The sequence below is a fragment of the Amycolatopsis suaedae genome (assembly GCF_004214935.1).
Taxonomy (GTDB): Bacteria; Actinomycetota; Actinomycetes; order Mycobacteriales; family Pseudonocardiaceae; genus Amycolatopsis; species Amycolatopsis suaedae.
The window spans coordinates 152,591-169,151 of sequence record NZ_SFCC01000004.1; the positions used below are offsets into that span (position 1 = coordinate 152,591).

At 70.0% G+C, this 16,561-nt stretch carries 15 protein-coding genes; 8 read left to right on the plus strand and 7 right to left on the minus strand.

Features of this window, described 5'->3' with window-relative positions:
• Positions 1-71: 71 nt before the first annotated feature.
• Entirely contained in the window at positions 72-152 is an 81-nt protein-coding gene (locus tag EWH70_RS36695; RefSeq protein ID WP_420809046.1) for a putative leader peptide, read from the minus strand.
• Positions 153-304: 152 nt separating this feature from the next.
• Between EWH70_RS36695 and EWH70_RS09170 the strand changes: the two genes are divergently transcribed.
• Positions 305-1,015 carry a M15 family metallopeptidase gene (locus EWH70_RS09170; RefSeq protein ID WP_130475158.1) on the plus strand — a complete coding sequence of 237 codons (711 nt, stop codon included), beginning with the start codon at positions 305-307 and terminating at the stop codon, positions 1,013-1,015.
• Here the strand turns inward: EWH70_RS09170 and EWH70_RS09175 are convergent.
• Complete coding sequence (locus EWH70_RS09175) at positions 1,012-1,617, minus strand: response regulator transcription factor (protein ID WP_130474868.1); 606 nt, start codon at positions 1,615-1,617, stop codon at positions 1,012-1,014. The two genes, EWH70_RS09170 and EWH70_RS09175, sit on opposite strands and share 4 nt — an antisense overlap.
• A complete protein-coding gene (locus tag EWH70_RS09180; RefSeq protein ID WP_165436211.1) occupies positions 1,614-2,792 on the minus strand; it encodes a sensor histidine kinase in 1,179 nt (392 codons plus the stop codon). The genes EWH70_RS09175 and EWH70_RS09180 overlap by 4 nt, the downstream gene beginning before the upstream one ends.
• 114 nt (positions 2,793-2,906) lie before the next feature.
• On the opposite strand from EWH70_RS09180, the gene EWH70_RS09185 reads away from it, so the two are divergent.
• Genes EWH70_RS09185 through EWH70_RS09195 form a run of 3 tightly spaced genes read left to right on the plus strand, consistent with a single transcriptional unit; the run spans position 2,907 to position 4,782 of the window.
• Entirely contained in the window at positions 2,907-3,800 is an 894-nt protein-coding gene (locus tag EWH70_RS09185) for an ABC transporter ATP-binding protein (RefSeq protein ID WP_130474870.1), read from the plus strand.
• Entirely contained in the window at positions 3,797-4,549 is a 753-nt protein-coding gene (locus EWH70_RS09190; protein WP_130474871.1) for an ABC transporter permease, read from the plus strand. The genes EWH70_RS09185 and EWH70_RS09190 overlap by 4 nt, the downstream gene beginning before the upstream one ends.
• Positions 4,550-4,563: 14 nt before the next feature.
• Entirely contained in the window at positions 4,564-4,782 is a 219-nt protein-coding gene (locus EWH70_RS09195) for a hypothetical protein (protein ID WP_130474872.1), read from the plus strand.
• 71 nt (positions 4,783-4,853) lie between these two features.
• On the opposite strand, the gene EWH70_RS09200 is transcribed toward EWH70_RS09195, so the two are convergent.
• Positions 4,854-6,305 carry an FAD-dependent monooxygenase gene (locus tag EWH70_RS09200; RefSeq protein ID WP_130474873.1) on the minus strand — a complete coding sequence of 484 codons (1,452 nt, stop codon included), beginning with the start codon at positions 6,303-6,305 and terminating at the stop codon, positions 4,854-4,856.
• The gene (locus EWH70_RS09205) at positions 6,302-6,904 is read right to left on the minus strand and encodes a PadR family transcriptional regulator (RefSeq protein ID WP_130474874.1); all 603 of its coding nucleotides are present in this window, start codon (positions 6,902-6,904) and stop codon (positions 6,302-6,304) included. Before EWH70_RS09205 ends, EWH70_RS09200 begins: the two co-directional genes overlap by 4 nt.
• A gap of 191 nt (positions 6,905-7,095) precedes the next feature.
• Here EWH70_RS09205 and EWH70_RS09210 point away from each other — a divergent pair, with 191 nt between their 5' ends.
• From EWH70_RS09210 to EWH70_RS09225, 4 genes are read left to right on the plus strand one after another with little or no spacing between them, the layout of a single operon-like run.
• Positions 7,096-7,677 carry a YbaB/EbfC family nucleoid-associated protein gene (locus EWH70_RS09210; RefSeq protein ID WP_130474875.1) on the plus strand — a complete coding sequence of 194 codons (582 nt, stop codon included), beginning with the start codon at positions 7,096-7,098 and terminating at the stop codon, positions 7,675-7,677.
• Entirely contained in the window at positions 7,674-8,009 is a 336-nt protein-coding gene (locus EWH70_RS09215) for a type VII secretion target (protein WP_130474876.1), read from the plus strand. Before EWH70_RS09210 ends, EWH70_RS09215 begins: the two co-directional genes overlap by 4 nt.
• A 14-nt stretch (positions 8,010-8,023) precedes the next feature.
• On the plus strand, positions 8,024-9,175 hold the full coding sequence (locus tag EWH70_RS09220) for a hypothetical protein (protein ID WP_130474877.1): 1,152 nt from the start codon (positions 8,024-8,026) through the stop codon (positions 9,173-9,175).
• Positions 9,176-9,184: 9 nt separating this feature from the next.
• Positions 9,185-10,636: a hypothetical protein gene (locus EWH70_RS09225; protein ID WP_130474878.1), complete on the plus strand. Its 1,452-nt coding sequence runs from the start codon at positions 9,185-9,187 to the stop codon at positions 10,634-10,636.
• An 18-nt stretch (positions 10,637-10,654) separates the two neighbouring features.
• On the opposite strand, the gene EWH70_RS09230 is transcribed toward EWH70_RS09225, so the two are convergent.
• Both EWH70_RS09230 and EWH70_RS09235 read right to left on the minus strand, forming a co-directional pair.
• Positions 10,655-12,445, minus strand: coding sequence for an alpha/beta hydrolase family protein (locus tag EWH70_RS09230; protein WP_130475159.1), 1,791 nt, complete (start codon positions 12,443-12,445; stop codon positions 10,655-10,657).
• Between the two features lie 133 nt (positions 12,446-12,578).
• Positions 12,579-16,490 (minus strand): DNA-directed RNA polymerase subunit beta', encoded by a 3,912-nt coding sequence (locus EWH70_RS09235; RefSeq protein ID WP_130474879.1) that lies wholly within the window; start codon positions 16,488-16,490, stop codon positions 12,579-12,581.
• Between the last annotated feature and the right edge of the window lie 71 nt (positions 16,491-16,561).

Consider the following 16,561-nt stretch of genomic DNA (forward strand, 5'->3'; position numbering starts at 1 on the left):
TACTCCCTGTTCGCAGGAAAGAAAAGGGCACGGTGAAACCACCGTGTTTCAACGGGTGAGAAGAACCGGCCTCAGCGGGCCGGACAGAGCGCGCTGGCCTGCCGGCGCAGATCGACGTGTCGTCGCGCCACCAGGGCGACGTGGGGAGACATGGGGAAAATCGTGTCGCCCACGCCGGTGTCAGGTCAACGTGAGATCACGGTGTGGGACAGACCCGACACGATAGTGGTAATTTTCCGACGTGCTGACATTGGTTCGACGCCTCGCCACCGTGTTGCTGGCGACCCTGCTCGCCGCCGGCACGATGACCGCGACCGCCTCGGCCGCCCCGAGGGAGTTCGTCGCGCTGCGCGACGTGGATCCGACGATCCTGCACGACATCCGCTACACGACAAGCCACAACTTCGTCGGCACGCCGATCCGCGGCTACGTCCAGCCGCTGTGCCTGCTCACCAAACCCGCGGCGAAGGCCCTGCGGGCCGCGCAGCGCAAGGTCCTGCGGATGGGCTACACGCTGAAGGTCTACGACTGTTTCCGCCCGCAGCGCGCGGTCGACCACTTCGTCGAGTGGGCACGCGACCTCGGCGACCAGAAGATGAAGACGGAGTTCTACCCGAGGGTGGACAAGACACGGCTGTTCGCCGACGGCTACATCGCGGAGAAGTCCGGCCACAGCAGGGGAAGCACGCTTGACGTCACCCTGGTGCGGCTGCCGCCGCGCTGGCAGCGGCCGTACTTTCCCGGCGAACCGCTGAAGAACTGCTACGCACCCGTGCGGTTCCCGGACAACACCGTCGACATGGCGACCGGCTACGACTGCTTCGACACGCTTTCGCACACCGACGACCCCCGCGTCACCGGCGCGGCGCGGGAACACCGGCAGCTGCTGAAGACCGTCCTGGCCGAGGCCGGTTTCGGTAACCTGCCCGAGGAGTGGTGGCACTTCACGCTGAACGACGAGCCGTTCCCGGACACCTATTTCGACTTCCCGGTGTCGCGGCGGTCGCTGCGTTAGATCCAGCCGTGGTCGCGGGCCAGCCGTGCGGCCTCGCCGCGGCTGCGGGCGTCGAGCTTGGTCATCGCCGAGGAGACGTAGTTGCGCACGGTCCCGGCGGACAGGTGCAGTTTCCGCGCGATCTCGGTCGCGGTGATGGTGTCGTCGACCAGCCGCAGCACGTCCAGTTCCCGCTCGGTGAGCGGGCAGGCGACCTCGGCCAGCGCGTCCGCCGCGAAGTCGGGATCGACGTAACGCAGGCCGGAGTGCACCCGCCGCACCACGTCGGCCAGCAGTGACGCCGGCGCCGTCTTGGCCAGGAATCCCTTGGCGCCCAACGACAACGCCTGCCGCAGCACGCCGGGCCGGGCATGCCGGGTGAGCATCACCGTCCGCACGCCAGGGTGCTCGGCCCGCATCCGGGTCAGCACGGCGAGCCCGTCCAGTACGGGCATCTCGTGGTCGACCACCAGGACGTCCGGGCGATGCTCGGCCAGTGCGGCGAGCGCGGCGGCGCCGTCGGACACCCCGGCCACGACGTCCAGGTCCGGCTCAAGGTTCAGCAGGGATTCGACGGCCTGCCTGGTCAGCTGCTCGTCGTCGGCCAGCACCACCCGGATCACCGCAACCTCCTCGGCAGTTCGGCGTCGACGGTGAACCGGCCGCCGGTGCCGCCGGCGTCGAACGTTCCGCCGGCGTCGGTGACCCGCCTGGCCAGGCCGCGCAGCCCGGTGCCGTCGGAGTCGCGCATCGGTGCGGCGCCGTCGTTGACGACGGTCAGCCGGACCGTCTCCGGGGCGAACCGCAGCGTCACCTCGCAGCGGGTGGCGGCGGAGTGCCGGAGCAGGTTGGTGACCGCCTCCCGCAGCACGCGCCCGAACAGTTCGCTCGCGGCCGGGTCGAGCATGCTGGTGTCGGCGTCGAACTCGCACTCGATGCCGGCGGAGCCCAGCAGTGAGCGGGCGGCCGTGAGTTCGGCGGGCAGTTCGGTGGACTGCCTGCCCTGCACCAGCGCGCGGACGTCGTGCAGGGCTCCCCGGGCCAGCCGCTGGACCTCGGTCAGCTCCGCGCGGGACCGTTCCGGGTCGGTCTCGGACAGGCGGCTGGCCAGCTCGCTCTTGAGGGAGACCACCTCGAGTGCGTGGCCGAGGATGTCGTGCAGGTCCTCGGCGAGGCGGAGCCGTTCCCTGGTGGTGGCCAGTTCGTCGGCCTCGCGCCGCGCCGTCTCCAGCTCCATCGCCAGCACCCACTGGCGCAGCGTGAGGAACTCGGCGAACGTCACGAAGACGGCCACCGCCGCGGCGGCCGCAGCGACGGTCAGCACCTCGGCGTCGGTGTCGGCGCGGTCGGGCGGCCGCAGCCACACCAGGAACCCCACGAACGCCGACCAGGCCAGGATCACCCACCAGCTCGCCCAGCGGAGCCTGCTGAACAGCAGCTCGGTCCCGGCCATTCCGGCGAGCAGGGCGCAGACCACGCTGCTGACCGCGAAACCCGGCGCGATCAGCAGGGTGACGACGGCGATCACGCCACACGCCACCGATGACCACACCGGCCCGGGCAGTCCGCCGTCCCGGAAGGCGACCAGGATCCAGCGCAGGTGCAGGACGGACACCACGAGGCACCCGACGATCAGCAGGGCGGCCCGCAGCGGCTGCCCTTCCTCGGCCAGCACGGCGATCGGCAGCGCCACCGCGGCCGTGCCGACGGCGCTGACCGTGCCGAACAGGCCGTAGCGGCGCAGTGATTCGACGGCGTCGCGCTCGCGCGGCCGGAACTGCTGGATCACGTTGCGCACGGGTCGAACGTAACAGCGCATGACAGGTGTCATGCCGTTCGCGTAGGGGTGTCAGGCGAGGCGGTGACAGCGGGGACTGCTGCCGGGGGTCGCGTGTGGACGATCGTGGTCGGCATGACAGCGATAGAAGTCCGCGGGCTGCGGTACTCCTACGGGGAGTTCGCCGCCGTCAGCGGGGTGGATTTCACGGTGCGCTCCGGGGAGATCCTGGCGTTGCTGGGCACCAACGGGGCCGGCAAGACCACGACACTGGAGATGGTGCAGGGCTTTCGCAGGCCTGACGGGGGCAGCGTCAGCGTGCTGGGGCACGACCCGTTCCGGTCGCGGACGGCCGTCAAGCCGCGGGTGGGGGTGATGCTGCAGGAAGCCGGGCTGGTCGCGGAGCTGACCGTCGCCGAGACGGTGCGGCTGTGGGCGGGGCTGAGCAGCAGGCGCGACGACGTCGACGACGTGCTGGACCGCGTCGAGCTGAGCCACCGGGCCGGGGTGGCGGTGGAGAAGCTGTCCGGCGGGGAGCGGCGGCGGCTGGACTTCGCGCTGGCGACCTGGGGACGTCCCGAGGTGGTGATTCTCGACGAGCCGACCACCGGGCTGGACCCGGAGTCGCGGCAGCGGATGTGGAAGGTCATCGCCGGCCTGCGCGACGCCGGCCGCACGATCCTGCTCACCACGCACTACCTGGAGGAAGCGGAGGCGCTGGCCGACCGGGTGGCGATCATGCACGAGGGTGCGATTTCCGTGGCGGGAACGCTGGACGAGGTGCTGGGCGCGCATCCGGCGCGGATCACCGCCCGGGTTCCCGCCGAGCTCGCGGGGTCGCTGCCGCCGCTGCGGGGTTCGGTGTCGGTGACCGGGGGCACGGACGTGCTGGTGCAGACCGTCGAACTGCAGTCGGACCTGTCCGACCTGCTGCGCTGGGCCGAGTCGGCGGGGGTCCGGCTGGGCGGTCTGACCGCGTCGCAGGCGTCGTTGCACGAGATCTTCCTGGCGATCGGAGCGGACCGATGACAGTGATGGCGCGCCCGCTGCGGCTCGGGCTGGCCGAGACCAAGCTCCTGTTCCGCGGCAAGATCACGTTGTTCTCGGCGCTGGTGGCCCCGGTCGGGCTGTGTGTGCTGAGCTGGTTCAGCGACCGGGACAACCCGCCGGAGCGCTGGGGGCCGCTGCTGGGGTCGCGGTTCGTCCTGCTGCTCCTGTTGTCGGTGTTCATGACCAGCATGATGGTGTTCACCGGGCGCAGGCAGTCGCTGGTGCTCAAGCGGTTGCGGACCAGCGAGCTGAGCGACGCCGGGGTGATCGCCGGGATCACCGCTCCCATGGTCGTGCTCGGCCTGGGCCAGCTGCTGCTGTACTTCGGGTTCTGTGTGGCGATCGGTGCGCCGATGCCGGAGAACCCACTGCTCGTGCTGCTCGGTGTGGTGCTCGGGGTGTTCACCGCGCTCGCCGCGGGAATGGCGACGGCGGCGCTGAGCAAGAGCGTCGAAGCCACGCACATCACGTCGTTCCCGGTGGTGATCCTGGTGATGACCGGGCTGTTCCTGCAGGACGTCGCCAACGAGGCGGTGGCGCTGGGCGCGTCGGTCATGCCGCTGATCGGCGCGGGCGACCTGGTGGTGAAGGGCTGGTCGGGAGCCGCGGCGGGGGCCGCGTTCGACCAGTTGCCCGGGGTGAGCCTCGGGCTGGCGTCCACGGCGCTGTGGGCCGTGGTGTTCGGGTTGGTGATCGCGGGCTTCTTCCGCTGGGAACCCCGTCCGTGAGAGAGGAAACCGACATGTCGTCCGATGACCGGATGTCCGTCCTGCTGGGGACCAAGCTGGCCAAGACCGTCGGCGGGCAGCTCGCCGTCGACCTGCCCGCCCTGGTGGTTCTGACGGTGCTGCTGCAGTTCCTGGTGACCGGCAACCCGCTGATCAGCTACGGCCTCCCGGCCGTCGTCCTGGTGATCGCGGTCGGCCGAGCGGCCATCGTGGCCAGCCGGCGGCGGCTTTAGCACGCTAAAGACGCCTCGGCCGGGGCGCGGGGAGGTTCGTCGGGGGACCTCTCCGCGCCCCGGCGCCGTCTTTAGCCCGCTAAAGACGGCGGCGGGGCGCACCAGGTGGCCAGAGCGGCGTCCAGGGTCGACTGCGGCTGTGGGTCGGCGGCCGTGGAGATCCACGCCGCGAAGCCGTCCGGACGGACCAGGATGCCCTCGATTCCGGGGTGAACGGGACATTCGGCACGGCACAGCACGACGGTCCCGGGGACCCGCGGCGGCCGCTCGGCGAACCACAGCAGCACCGGACGGCCCGGCCGCAGCAGGCGCGCCAGGCTGGTCGGCTCCCCGTCGACGACGAGCCCCAGGTCGGGGACAAGCCTGCCGAGCCAGGGATGCTCGCCCGGCACACCCATGTCGTACCGTGTCCCGACGCCCGTCACCAGCTCCACCAGGTAGTCGTTGACCTGCGGTAACGCGGCCAGTTCGGCCAGCAGTTCGCGGACCGGATCCAGTCGCGGGTCTGGGTCGCCGAGGACCGACTGCGCGCGGGTGGTCCGAAGCACGACAGCGCCGGACGAACGGCGTTCGTCGTCGTAGGTGCCGAGCAGCCCGGCCGGTGCGTGACCGCGAACGGTCGCGGCCAGCTTCCACCCGAGGTTCATCGCATCGGCGAGGGCCACGTTGACGCCGACCGCACCCGCCGGCGGATGGACGTGGGCCGCGTCTCCCGCCAGCATCACCCGGCCGGCGACGTAGCGGTCCGCCTGACGTGCGGCGTCGGAGAACCGGCTGAGCCACCGCGGCGCCCGCAGCTCGACCCGGTACCCGAGGACGCGGTCCAGCTGCCGCTGGAAGTAGTCGAGCGTGACCGGGGTGTCCCGGTCCTCCGGCGGGTGCGGCTCGTCGATCACCACTCGCAGGTAGCCGGGACGCGGGATGGCGAACACGGTGCCGTCCACCCCCGTCGTCATCCCGAACGGCAGCGCTTCCGGGTCGGCGAGTTCGACGTCGGCGAGCAGGCCGAACCGGGTCGCGTCGGTTCCGGGAAACCCGATGCCGGCCAGCTTGCGCACCGTGCTGCGGCTGCCGTCGCAGCCGACCAGGTAGTCGGCCCGCACCGTGCCGCCGGGCGCCAGCGTCACGTCGACCCCGGTGTCGCCGGCACGCAGGCCGACGACCTCGTGACCCCACTCCACCGGCACCCCGAGTTCGGCCAGCCACTGTTCGAGAAGTTCCTCGGTGCGGGTCTGCGGGATGCCGAGCACGTACGGGTGATCGCTGGCGAGCGTGGTGAGGTCGAGTGGGCGGCTCGGGTCGGCGAACATCGTGAACGGGACGGTCGGCCCCTCGGCGAGGAAGCGCCCGGCGAGGCCGCGCCGGTCCAGCAGCTCCAGGCTGCGGGCGTTGAGCGTGAACCCCCGGCAGAACGCCGACCGGGCAGGCAGCCGGTCCACCACCCGCACGCCGACGCCCGCCAGCGCGAGTTCCGCCGCCACCAGCAGTCCGGCCGGTCCGGCACCGGCGACCAGGACGCTCATCCCGCGCTCACCCAGGCGGGTGCGGCCGCCGGCCACGCGAGCTTCCCGTCCCCGATGTCCTCGATGATGTCCTCGACCCAGCCGAGCTCCGCCTCCAGCATGCGGACGGCGTACTCGACCTCGATCACGAACAGCCGGGGCACCTCGCCGGAGTCCAGCACCCGCCGGTGTTCGCGAGTGGCCTCCTCGAGCTGCTCACGCAGGCGGCCGGCCCGTTCGCTCAACGCCTCCACCGCCCCGTCCGGGCCGAGCGCACCGAGGTAGCTCACGGCGGAGAGGAACTTCGGATAGTCGGCCGCCGGGACGCGGAGCAGCTCGTCGACCCAGCGCACGAACTCCGCGGTGCCCTCCGGGGTGTGCTCGTAGATCGTCCGCTCGGGACGGGCGCCGACCCGCACCGTCTCCCGTGCCGCGATCCAGCCTGCCCGCTCCAGTGCCCGCACGACGTCGTACAGCGAGCCGGTGGTCACCTTGAACGCCGCGTCCATCCCCCGCTCACGCAGCGTTGCCGCAAGCGCATGCGGGTGCGCCGGACTCTCCATCAACAACCCCAGCACCGCCAGTCCCAGCGGATTCGACACGGCACGCCGTGCAGTCATAACTCGTCTCCAATCGCTTGGTTCCGAGTATTAGGCTCCGACTGCCGTCAGTCAAGCCCCGGGAACCGTCTTTAGCCCGCTAAAGCCGCTCCGGGCGGTACCCCGGATCGGCGACTTCGGAGCGCGGGAGTGACAGAGGTTGCATACTTCGCACACAGAAGACGCGCAGCCAGCAAAGTTAGGGGTCCGCCGTGTCGGCAGAGATGGACCGTCTCCTCGCGGAGTTCGAGAAGTTCCAGTCGAAGATCGAGCAGGCGCAGACGCAGTTCTCGACCGTCGGGGAGATGCAGAGCGAGCTGACCACCCTGGAGGCACAGGCCGTGTCACCGGACCGTTCGGTAACGGTCGTCGCCGGACCGGGCGGCTCGGTCCGGGACATCCAGCTCACCGCGGACGCCATGCGGCAGCAGCCGCAGCAACTGGCCGCGACCATCCTCGCCACCCTGCACCGGGCGGTCGCCGACGCCGCCCAGCAGCAGGCCGGGATCGTCGACGCGCACATGGGCGCCGCGTTCAACCTCAACCTGAAAGACCAGGTCTTCGAGGCGCAGGCGGAAGCGCTGGGAACCACGGCGGCCGATCTGAAGTCGAAGATCTCGGAGGAGTCTCCACCGAGCGCCAAGCCCACCCGCGACGACGGCGACTTCAGCGAGGAGACGGTGCTGCGAAGGGCGGACGAACCGGCTACCGGCGGCACGCAGGCGCCGAGCACCAGCTCGGCCGGTGACCAGTTCCTCAAGAACTTGTTCGACAACGAAGAGGACCACCGATGACTACCACCGGCGACGGTCACAAGGTCAACGTCGAGGCACTGACGAAGTACGCGACCGACCTCGGCTACTACAAGACGGAGGCCGACAAGTTCGGCGCGCTGGTCGACAAGGCCGACGTCACCAACGAGTCGTGGGGCCTCATCGGACTGGCGGTCAAGGACACCTACACCGGCAAGCTCGCCGAACTGCGCGAGCTGCTCGGGCTGATGAAGACCGGCGTCGACGCCTTCTCCGACAAGCTCAACAAGGCCGCGTCCATCTACAAGGGCTTCGACGACGACGCCAAGATGGTCTTCGGCAAATACGAAGCCACGATCGACGGACCGCGCTGAGCAGGGGGACGGCCATGACCGAGGAGAAAGCCAGCATCGCGGCCGGCGTCAAGCACACCGCACACGACGAGAGCCTGGACGCCCTCAAGAAGGCTCCGGTGATCGGCAAGGGCTACACGACGATCACCGACAACTTCAAGAAGTTCAGCGAGGCGAAGGACGGCGGCGACGTCGCCAACGCCAGCGCCCAGCTCGTCACCGACGGCGCCAGCTTCGTCGCCTCGGCGGGCGCCGACATGGCCAGCTTTGTCCTGGACCCGGTCGGCTGGCTGGTCAGCAACGGCCTGAACATGCTGCTCGAACTGGTCGAGCCGCTGGAGGACGCGCTGCACTTCGTCACCGGCGACGGCCCCTCACTGAAGAACGCGGCAGGCAACTTCACCGAGATCGGGAAGGGCTTCGTCACCCTCGCCGAGGACTTCGTCAAGACCGGCGACGAGGCGCTGAAGGACTGGGAGGGCGGTGGCGGGGACGCCGCGCGCAAGGCCCTCGCCGACTTCGCCACCGGAATCCAGGGCATCGGGTCCAGCGCCGGCGCGGTCGCGGAGACGCTCCAGATGTGGTCGATGGCCATGACGGTCATCGAAGAGGTGATCAAGGCGATCATCTCCGAGCTGGTCACCTGGATGATCTACATCTGGCTGCCGGCGCTGGCCGCGTCGGTGGTGAGCCTCGGCTCGTCGGTCGCCGCCGCGATGACGGCGTCGATCGCCAAGGCGGCCAGCGCGCTGAGCAAGATCACCAAGCACATGGGCAAGCTCGGCAAGCTGCTCGACAAGTTCATGAACTTCATGATCAAGTGGACCGACGACCTGGTGAAGCAGGGCGCGAAGCTGACAAAGGCCGGCAAGGTCGGCATGCTGCCGGGTCAGGAGAAGGCCATCGTCGGCGCGTTCGCCAAGGGCACCGGCACGCGGCTCGGCACCACCGGCGACGTCCTGCTGGAGACCGCGAAGGGCGTACCCAACCAGGTCCTCAAGAGCGTGACCGGCGTCAACCCGGCCGACGTCGCCAAGGGGTCGGCCTACGGCGGCAAGGCCGTCGTCGACCTGGCCGCCAAGGCCGTCGACTACGGCGAGGACTTCGACAAGATGGACGAGAACTCCCAGCGCGGCGGCGGGCAGAGCGTGGAAGACAGCCGTCAGAACCTCGACATGGACCGATAAGCTCGCCCGATGGACCACCAGCTCGTCGGGCCGTGGCTCATCGTCGGCGGCTACGCGGCCGGGCTGGTCCTGCTGCTCGTCGGCAACAAGCTCGACGGGCGGCGGCCCAGCGGAGCCGCCGTCTGCTACGCCCTCGCCGGCATCACGCTGTCGGAGACGTCGTTGTACTGGCTGTCGACCGGAACCGGCAGCGACGTTCCCACCCTGATCTGGCTCGCGTTCCCACTGGTCATCACGGCCTGGGCGGCATGGCGGGGCTACCGGCAGAAGACCTGGATGCGCCGGCTCGGCGGTTCGGCCGAGCCGAGCTTCGGCGTCGTACCCAGCAACGGCCTGGCCGTCGCTCACGACAGCGGCGCGCCGGACAGCGTCACCGCGGCGATCGAGTTCGACCACCACGGGCACCGGCTGCTCGGGCTGGAGTACACCCTGGGCCCGCGCGGGGAGCCAGGCTTTCCCGACGTCGCCAAGGTCGCCGAGATGGTCGACGGGACCTACTCGATGGTCCAGCTGCGCACGCCCGCCGTGCCGTCGCTGGTGTTGACGCCGAACGTCGGCGCGTTCGAACCGGAGCGGTTCACCCCGCTCGAGGACGCCCGGATCACCCGGAACACCTTCGGCGCGCCCAAGCCCGACGCCCTGCTGCGCCGGTTCGAGACCGGTACCGGCTTCGACCGGCGGTTCACCGTGACCACGTCCGACCCGGAGTTCGCCGCCGGAGTACTGACCGAGGAGGTCCGCGAACTGCTGCGCGACCCGTGGTTCCGGGTGCGCGAGGTGGTCTTCCACGGCGGTTCGCTGTACGCCGTGGAGTCCGGTTCGCTGACCGAGGAGCGGATGTTCGCCAACTCGCTCCGGCTGGTCAGGCTCGCGGCCGCGGTACCCGGGGAGCTGTGGGGCGAGACGTTCCGGCCGGAGAGCGAGGCGGAGTGGCTCGGCCGTGGCCGGGGCGCGTTCGCGTCGATCCGCGGCCCGCTCAACCGGCGGCGCGAGGCCGCGGACCGGCAGCCGCTGACGGCGATGTCACTGGCCTTCCGGTCGCTCGTCGCGCTGGCGCTGCTCGTGCCGGGCATCTCGGTGGCGGGGAACGCGGCCGCCGCGCTCACCGGACTGGCGCCCGAGGTGCGGCTGACTGTCACGGCGGCGTCGGAGGGCACGGCGGGCAGCGGCACGTGCACCACCTGCGGCTCGTCGGACAGTGTCGACGGCTTCTACACCCACGACGGTGTGACGCACGAGGTCACGCAGATGCGCTGGATGTCCTGGGACACGCTGCCGGAGAAGGACGCCGTCGTGGACGTCTCGCTGGGCCCGCTGTGGTGGAACCCGATCATCGAACGGGCCGACACGGCAGTGTTCCTGCTGCTCATCGCACTCGCGCCGCTGCTGGCCGGCACGCTCCTGGTCCGCGCGACGTACTTCCCCCGCCCCCGCAAGCCCAAGCCCGCCCCAATTACTTAGCAACGCTCAGCGCCGTCTTTAGCCCGCTAAGTCCGGCGTCGGGGGCAGGTGGCGGGTGAACCAGGCTCGGGTGCGGGTGAGGACGTCGAGCTGGTGGGCCCGCTGCCGGATGGAGTGGCCCTCGCCGGGGTAGACCACGAACTCGTGCTCGACCCCGTGGTGACGCAGCGCGCGGTGGAAGTACTCGGACTGTGCGAGCGGGACGTTCGTGTCCTCGGCCCCGTGCAGGATCAGCACCGGCGTGCGGACGGCCGAGGCGTAGGAGATCGGGCTGCGCCGGTCGTGCGGGTGCGGGCCGGGCCCCTCCCAGCCGGTGCTTCCGGCAAGCTCGGCATCGAACGCGTCCAGCTCACCGGCGGCGACCTGCAGTCCCCAGTCGCTGATCCCCGCGCCCATCACCGCGGCGGCGAACCGGCCGGTCTGCCCCACCGCCCACGCGGCCATGAACCCGCCGTGACTCCAGCCGCCGATGCCCAGCCGCTCCGGGTCGGCGACACCCTCGGCGACCAGCAGGTCGATGCCGGTCAGGATGTCGGTCCACTCCTCCTGACCGACCGCGCCCGCGACGCTCGCGGCAAACTCGTGCCCATGCCCGAATCCGCCCCGCGGGTTGGGCAGGAACGCCGCGTAGCCGGCGTGGGCCAGCCACTGCCCCCAGTGCGCCCAGTGCAGCATGAACTCGTCGGCGTAGCGGTCGTCCGGCCCACCGTGGACGAGGGTCACCAGCGGAAACGGGCCGTCGGCGTGGGTGCGGCCGGGCGGCAGGACGAGCAGCCCGTCCAGGGCCAGCCCGTCGGCGGCCCGGTACGCCAGGCGCTCCTGGACGCCCCACGTGACGTCACGGAGTTCCGGCCGGGTGTCGCTGCGCCGGTGCAGCGGTCCACCGATCGGGCCCACATGGACGTCACTGGGCTGGTCCGCCGTGCTGACGATCGCCGCCAGCACACCGCCGTTCGCGCTGAGCTGGGTCAGCCTGCCCGTGGTCCGGAAGACCTCCACCGGACGACCGTGGTCGAGCCGGCAGACCGCGGTGTCCAGCCCGTCGGCGACCACCACCAGCGGCGCACCGTCGTCGACCTGGACCAGCTCGACCGGACACGCGGTCATGCCCTCGGTCAGGTTGCGATGCGTGCCGTCGAACACGGCCGGACCGGACTGCAACCCGGGTGGCGTCCGCGCCGGATACATCACCTCGCCGCCCGACCACACCGGCGTCCCGGCCTCGGCCGGGGTGGCGCCGAGATCGGTGACCGCGCCCGTCTCCGGGTCGACCAGGTGGAGCGCGGGTTCGACCCGGCCTGGCCCCAGCTCGGCCGACGCCCAGGTCAGCACGGCCAGCGGGCCACCGCCCGGCCGCTGCACGACCTCGGCGACGTGCCGCTCGCCGAACTCCGCCAGGAGGCGGACCTCGCCGGTGCGCAGGTCGAGCACCCGGAGCCGGGCGGGCGGCGGGTTGCCGCGGACCAGCGGGTCTGCCGGTTCGTCCGCGACGGCGACGGCCACCAGGTCCGGGTCGGCGAGCAGGCAGTACGTCTGGATCCCGCTCCCCCAGTCCGCGGGCTCGCGGCCGACGCGGTAGAGCCGCTCGTCCGCCAGGAAGAAGATCGACTCGGAGTCGGCGGCCCAGCGTGGCGCCGTCACCCTGGCCACCGGGACGTCCAGCCGTCGCGGCGCCCCCTCGCCGGTGGCCACCCACAACTGGTCATCCTTTCCGGCTGCGCACGCCACGTACGCCACCCGTCGCCCGTCCGGCGACACCACCGGCGACGACGGCACCAGGCCGTCCACCACCATCTCCGCGGTCAGCATCACGTCCCCAGCATGCCCGCCCGAATTACTTAGCAACGCTCAGCGGCGTCTTTAGCCTGCTAAAGACGCCGCGGTGGGGTCGCGAAGAAGCCCCCGGGAGTTCCGGGGGCTTCTTCGGTCAGGAAGAACTACGTCAGCGGAAGTCGCGGCCGAAGTCGTAGTCGTCCAGCGGCACCGCGGCACCGGTGCCGGTACCGAAGACATCCGGCGTGTAGTAGCCGTCGTCGTAGGACGGGATCGCGTACGCGGCGACCCTGGCCTCCTCGGTCGGCTGCACCTGGATGTTGCGGTACTTGTTGATACCGGTGCCGGCCGGGATCAACTTACCGATGATGACGTTCTCCTTGAGGCCGACGAGCTTGTCGCTGCGGCCGTTGATGGCCGCGTCGGTCAGCACGCGAGTGGTCTCCTGGAACGAAGCCGCCGACAGCCACGAGTCCGTGGTCAGCGACGCCTTCGTGATGCCCATCAGCACCGGACGGCCCGAAGCCGGGTCGCCGCCCTCGGCCACCGCCTGCCGGTTCGTCGCCTCGAACCTGGTGCGCTCGGGGAGCTCACCGGGCAGGAAGTCGGTCGAACCGGAGTCGATGATCGTGACGCGCCGCAGCATCTGCCGCACGATCACCTCGATGTGCTTGTCGTGGATCGACACACCCTGGGCGCGGTACACCTTCTGGACCTCGTCCACCAGGTGCATCTGCGCCTCACGCGGACCCATCACGCGGAGCACCTCGTGCGGGTCGGGCGTGCCCTCCAGCAGCTGCTGACCAACGTTGACGTGGTCACCGTCGGCCAGCGGGCCGTCCGGGGTGTTGGCCAGCCGCTGCCGCTTGGACAGCTTGTCGAAGACGATCTCCTCGCTGCCGTCGTCCGGGATCAGCGTGATCTTCCAGAACCGCTCGCTCTCCTCGATGCGCACCCGGCCATCGACGTCGGCGATCGGCGCCTTGCCCTTCGGGACACGGGCCTCGAACAGCTCCTGGACACGCGGCAGACCGGTGGTGATGTCGTCACCGGCCACACCACCCTGGTGGAACGTACGCATCGTCAGCTGCGTACCGGGCTCACCGATCGACTGCGCCGCGACGATGCCGACGGCCTCGCCGACGTCCACCAGCTGACCGGTCGCCATCGAACGGCCGTAGCAGGTGGCACAGATACCCACCGCGGACTCACAGGTCAGCACGCTGCGCACCTTGACCTGCGAGATACCGCTGCCCAGCAGCTTCTCGATGGCCGGGTCGCCGAGGTCGTCGCCGGCGTTGAGCACGACGTTGCCCTTGGCGTCGGCCGCGTCGGTGGCCAGCGTCCTGGCGTAGACGCTGGTCTCGACGTGCTGGTCACGCAGGACCTTGCCGTCGCCGATGTCCTCGCCGATCTTCATGTTGATACCGCGGCTGGTGCCACAGTCGATCTCGCGGACGATGACGTCCTGCGACACGTCCACCAGACGACGGGTCAGGTAACCCGAGTCGGCGGTCCGCAGCGCGGTGTCGGCCAGACCCTTCCGGGCACCGTGCGTGGCGATGAAGTACTCCGCCACGGACAGACCCTCACGGAAGTTCGCCTTGATCGGGCGCGGGATGTACTCACCCTTCGGGTTCGACACCAGACCACGCATACCGGCCAGCGAACGGACCTGGGTCATGTTGCCCGCCGCACCGGACTTCACGATCATCGCGATCGGGTTGTCGTCCGGCAGCGCCGTCTCCATGATCTTGTGGACCTCGTCGGTGGCCTGCGACCACACCTTGACCAGCTCGTTGTTGCGCTCGGCGTGCGAGAGCTGACCACGCTGGTAGCGCTTCTCGACCTGGTCGGCCTTGGCCTCGTGCTCGTCGAGGATGGCCTTCTTGCCCTCCGGCACCAGCACGTCGGAGATCGCCACCGTGACACCCGACCGGGTCGCCCAGTAGAAACCGGCGTCCTTCAGGCGGTCCAGGGTCTGCGCGACCTGCGTCATCGAGTACCGCTCGGCCAGGTCGTTCACGATGGCCGCCTGCCGCTTCTTCGGCATCGGCTCGTTGATGAACGGGTAGTCCGGCGGCAGCAGGTCGTTGAACAGCACCCGGCCCAGCGTCGTCTCGGCCAGCCACGGCTTGCCCGGCTCCCAGCCCGCCTCGGCCAGCTTCGGCTCGTCGGCCTTCGCCGGCTGACGGTCCTTGATCCGGATCTTGATCGGCGCGTGCAGGCTGATCGCCTTGCGGTCGTAGGCCATGATCGCCTCGGCCGGCGAGGAGAACGCCTGCCCGGCACCCTCGGCGGTCTCGATGAGACGCGTCAGGTGGAACAGACCGGTCACCATGTCCAGACGGGGCATGGCCAGCGGACGACCCGACGCCGGCGACAGGATGTTGTTCGCCGACAGCATCAGGATGCGGGCCTCGGCCTGCGCCTCTGCCGACAGCGGCAGGTGCACCGCCATCTGGTCACCGTCGAAGTCCGCGTTGAACGCCTCGCAGACCAGCGGGTGCAGCTGGATGGCCTTGCCCTCGACCAGCTGCGGCTCGAACGCCTGGATACCCAGGCGGTGCAGGGTCGGCGCCCGGTTCAGCATCACCGGGTGGCCGGTGATGACCTCTTCCAGCACGTCCCACACCTGCGGGCGGGCCCGCTCCACCATCCGCTTGGCGGACTTGATGTTCTGCGCGTGGTTGAGGTCGACCAGCCGCTTCATGACGAACGGCTTGAACAGCTCCAGCGCCATGTCCTTCGGCAGACCGCACTGGTGCAGCTTCAGCTGCGGACCGACGATGATGACCGAACGGCCCGAGTAGTCGACCCGCTTACCGAGCAGGTTCTGGCGGAACCGGCCCTGCTTGCCCTTGAGCAGGTCGGACAGCGACTTCAGCGGCCGGTTGCCCGGCCCGGTCACCGGGCGGCCGCGGCGGCCGTTGTCGAACAGCGCGTCGACGGCCTCCTGCAGCATCCGCTTCTCGTTGTTGACGATGATCTCGGGCGCACCGAGGTCGATCAGCCTCTTCAACCGGTTGTTCCGGTTGATGACCCGGCGGTACAGGTCGTTGAGGTCCGACGTGGCGAACCGGCCACCGTCCAGCTGCACCATCGGGCGCAGGTCCGGCGGGATCACCGGGACGGCGTCGAGCACCATGCCGCGCGGGTCGTTGCCGGTCACCTGGAACGCGGCGACGACCTTGAGCCGCTTGAGCGCCCGCAGCTTCTTCTGGCCCTTGCCGTTGCGGATGGTGTCGCGCAGGTTCTCCGCCTCGGCGGCGACGTCGAACTCGGCGGCCAGCTTCTGGATGGCCTCCGCGCCCATGCCGCCGGTGAAGTACTCGCCGTAGCGGTCGATCAGCTCACGGTAGAGCAGCTCGTCGGCAATCAGCTGACGCGGCTCCAGCTTGGTGAAGGTCGTCCAGACCTCCTCCAGCCGGTCCAGCTCGCGGCCCGCACGGTCGCGCAGCTGACGCATCTCACGCTCGCCGCCCTCCTTGACCTTGCGGCGGACGTCGGACTTGGCGCCCTCCGCCTCCAGCTCGGCCAGGTCGGCTTCCAGCTTCTGCGCCCGCGCCTCGATGTCGGCGTCGCGCTTGAGCTCGATGTTCTTGCGCTCGACGCCGATCTCGTTCTCCAGCGTCGGCAGGTCGTTGTGCCGCAGCTCGGTGTTCACACCGGTGATCACGTAGGCCGCGAAGTAGATGATCTTCTCGAGGTCCTTCGGGGCCAGGTCGAGCAGGTAGCCCAGCCGCGACGGAACGCCCTTGAAGTACCAGATGTGGGTGACCGGGGCGGCCAGCTCGATGTGGCCCATCCGCTCACGGCGCACCTTGGCGCGGGTCACCTCGACGCCGCAGCGCTCGCAGATGATGCCCTTGAAGCGGACCCGCTTGTACTTACCGCAGTAGCACTCCCAGTCCCTGGTCGGACCGAAGATCTTCTCGCAGAAGAGCCCGTCCTTCTCCGGCTTGAGCGTGCGGTAGTTGATGGTCTCCGGCTTCTTCACCTCGCCGTAGGACCACTGACGGATGTCGTCGGCGGTGGCGAGACCGATCCGGAGCTCATCGAAGAAGTTGACGTCCAGCACGTCCTTGCATCCCCTTGGGGTTGATTCGGCTAGAGGGGTCGGCTACCTGGGCCGGGCGACGCGGGAGGTGC